General features: G+C 48.7%; 1 protein-coding gene. It reads left to right on the top strand.

All coding sequences use genetic code 11. The annotated features are described in order from the left end of the window. Positions 1-52: 52 nt before the first annotated feature. Positions 53-2,132, top strand: a 2,080-nt coding sequence (locus tag ACJJVZ_RS00015) for a hypothetical protein (protein ID WP_405621547.1), incomplete at its 3' end; no start/stop codon positions are given.

Here is a 2,132-nt window from a genome sequence, read left to right as displayed (position 1 = left end):
ATTTTGAAGATGGTTGAAGAGTTTTCAGATCAAACCAACTTATTAGCATTAAATGCGGCTAGGGAAGCAGCAAGAGAAGGCGAAGAGGGAAGAGGAAGGGAGGGGGGAGGGAAAAGAAGAGAGAAGAGAGGGGGGAAGGAAAAAGAAAAAAAGAAGGAAGGGAAGAGAGAAAGAAAAAAGAAGGAAAGGGAAAGAGGGAAAAGGGGAAAGAGGGGGAAGAGAAGAAAGGGAAAGAGAAAAAAGGGGAAAGGGAGGGAAGAAGAAGGGGAGAAAAAAAAAAAAGAAGGAGAAAGAAAGAAGGGAGAGAGGACAGAAAGAAATAAACAGAAAAGAGGAGAAAAGAAGAGAGAAGAGAGAGAAAAGGAAAAAAGAAGAGGAAAAAAGAAGAAAAGGAAGGAAAAGAGGAAGAAAGGAAAGAAGGAAGGAAAAAGGAGAAAAGGGGGGAGAAGGGGGGGAGAGGGAAAAAGAGAGAGGAGGAGGAAGAGGAAGAGGGGGAGAAGAGAAAGAGAGAAAAGAGAAAAAGAAAAGGGAGGAAAGGGGAGAGGGAAGGAAAGGAGAGAAGAGGGGAGAAAAGAAGGGAAAAAAGAGAAGAGAGAGGAAAGAGAGGAAAGAGAAGGGGGAAGAAAGAAAAGGGAGAGGGGAAGGAAGAAGGAGGGGGGGGAGAAAGAGAAAGGAGAAAGGGAGAGAAAGGGGGAAGAGAGAAAAGGGGGAAAGAGAGAAAAGAGAGGGGGAGAGAAGGGGGAGGGGGGGAGGAGAAAGGGAGGAAGAAAAGGGAAGGAAAGGAGAAGGAGAGGAAGAAGAAGAGAAAAAAAAGAAAGGAGAGAAAGGAGAAAGAAAGGGGAGAAAGGAAGGAGGGGGGAGAGAAGAAAGAAAAGAAGGAGAGAGGGAAAAAGAAGGGGGGGAAAGAAAAAGGAGGAAAAAGGAAAGAAAGGAGGAAAGGAAGGGAGAGAGAAGAGAAGAAAAGGGGGGGGAGGGAGAAAGAAGAGAAGAGGGGGGGGGAGGGGGAAGAAGAGAGGGAAAAGGGAAGGGGAGGGGAAAAGGAAAAGAAGAGGAAGAAGAAAAAAGGGAGAGAAAGGGGGAAAGAAGGGAAGAAGGGGGAGGAAGGGGGAGGGAAAAAAGAGGGAAGAGAGGAAAGGAAAGGGGGAAAGAAAGGAGAGAAAGAAAAGGAAAGGAGAAGAGGGAGAAAGAAAGAAGAAAGAGAGAGAAACAAGAAAAAAAGAAAAGGGAAGGGGAAAGAACTAAGGGGAAGAAAACAAAAGGGGAAAAGGGGGAAAGAAGGAAGAAAAAGGAGGGGAGGAGAAGAAAGAGAGGGGAAAAAAAAAGAAGGAGAGAGGAAAGAGGGGGAGGGAGAAGAAGGGGAGAAAAGGAGGAAAGGGGAGAGAAAAAGGAGGAAGAGAGGGAGAGAGGGGAGGAAAGGGAGAGGGAAAGGGGGAAAGGGAAGGAGGGGGGGAAGGAGAAGGAGGAAAAAAGGAAAAAGAAGGAGGGGAGAAGAAAAAAGGAAGAAAGAAAGGGGGGAAGGAAAGAAAGGGGAGAGAAAGGGGAAGAGAAAAGAGAGAGCAAGGGAAAAGAGGGGGAGGAGGAAAGGGGGGGAAGAAGGGGAAGAGAGGAGAGGAGAAAAAGGGGAGAGAAAAAGGGAAAGGAGAGAGAGGGGAGGGGAAGAGAGGAAAAAGAGAGAAAGAAGGGAAAAGAGGGAGGGGGGGAGGGGAGGGGAGGGAGGGAAGGGGGGAAAGAGAGGAGGAAGAGGAGGAGGGGGGAAGGGAAGACAAGGGCAAAGAAAAAGAGAAAGGTTGAGAGACCAGGAAAGGAAAAGAAAGGGAAACGGAAAGAGAGGAGGGAGGAGAAAGGGAAAAGGGGACAGAATAGAGGGGGAAAAGAAGAGAAGGAGAGGAAGAGAGAAGGAGGGGGGAGGAGGGAGGGAAAAAGAGGGAGGGAGGAAGAGAGGAAAGGAAAAGAAAGGAAGGAAGGAGGGGAGAAAAAGGAGAGAAGAGGAGGGGGAGAGGGGGAAGAGGAGAAGGAAGGGGAAGGGGGAGAGGGAGAAGGGGGGAAGAGAGAGGAGGGAGAAAAAGAGAGAGGAAGGGAGAAGAAGAGGGGGAGGAGGGGAGAGAGAGAGGGAGAAGGGGAAAAAAGAAGAG

It is taken from the genome of Pseudoalteromonas sp. Ld19 (genome assembly GCF_045064135.1).
GTDB lineage: Bacteria > Pseudomonadota > Gammaproteobacteria > Enterobacterales > Alteromonadaceae > Pseudoalteromonas > Pseudoalteromonas aliena.
The sequence above is the reverse complement of the archived record's forward strand: the minus strand, read 5'-3'. Positions and strand labels throughout refer to the sequence as shown.